Here is a 656-nt window from a genome sequence, read left to right as displayed (position 1 = left end):
CTCGTCAGAGAACAGATTTACAGTCTGCTGCGTTTGGCCACTTCGCTAAGCCTCCATATAAAGTTGTTGCTGGTGCCGTCGAGAGGACTTGAACCCCCAACCTACTGATTACAAGTCAGTTGCTCTACCAATTGAGCTACAACGGCAAATTGATGGTGGCTCGGGACGGAATCGAACCGCCGACACGAGGATTTTCAGTCCTCTGCTCTACCGACTGAGCTACCGAGCCATAATTATAATACATTTTATACTTCTTGTAAACCACTCAATGGGTTCTCATCCCATACAGGATGTAAATTTCATGGCGGAGCCGACGGGATTCGAACCCGCGGTCTCCTGCGTGACAGGCAGGCATGTTAGGCCTCTACACCACGGCTCCACATATTTTTTCGAATGCTTTGCTTCGAAATTGGTTGCGGGGGCAGGATTTGAACCTGCGGCCTTCGGGTTATGAGCCCGACGAGCTACCGGGCTGCTCCACCCCGCGTCAGTATAAGTAATCTATGGTGGAGGCTGACGGGATCGAACCGCCGACCCTCTGCTTGTAAGGCAGATGCTCTCCCAGCTGAGCTAAGCCTCCACGGGAAAGTAAAGCAAGTGGTGACCCGTAGGGGATTCGAACCCCTGTTACCTCCGTGAAAGGGAGGTGTCTTAAC

Annotated in this window: 5 tRNA genes; all 5 read right to left on the bottom strand. The window is 52.3% G+C overall.

Annotated features, from left to right (window positions below):
- Positions 1–70: 70 nt before the first annotated feature.
- The 5 genes from NR121_RS25020 to NR121_RS25000 all read right to left on the bottom strand — a co-directional run bounded on the left by NR121_RS25020 (position 71) and on the right by NR121_RS25000 (position 580).
- Positions 71–146: transfer RNA gene (locus NR121_RS25020), tRNA-Thr, on the bottom strand.
- A 7-nt stretch (positions 147–153) separates the two neighbouring features.
- Positions 154–229: transfer RNA gene (locus NR121_RS25015), tRNA-Phe, on the bottom strand.
- Between the two features lie 73 nt (positions 230–302).
- Positions 303–379, bottom strand: a tRNA-Asp gene (locus NR121_RS25010).
- 31 nt (positions 380–410) lie between these two features.
- Positions 411–487: transfer RNA gene (locus NR121_RS25005), tRNA-Met, on the bottom strand.
- A 17-nt stretch (positions 488–504) separates the two neighbouring features.
- Positions 505–580, bottom strand: a tRNA-Val gene (locus NR121_RS25000).
- Positions 581–656 lie beyond the last annotated feature (76 nt).

The sequence above is a fragment of the Paenibacillus sp. Pae15 genome, from assembly GCF_024519685.1.
GTDB classification, from domain to species: Bacteria; Bacillota; Bacilli; order Paenibacillales; family NBRC-103111; genus Paenibacillus_G; species Paenibacillus_G naphthalenovorans.
The sequence above is the reverse complement of the archived record's forward strand: the minus strand, read 5'-3'. Positions and strand labels throughout refer to the sequence as shown.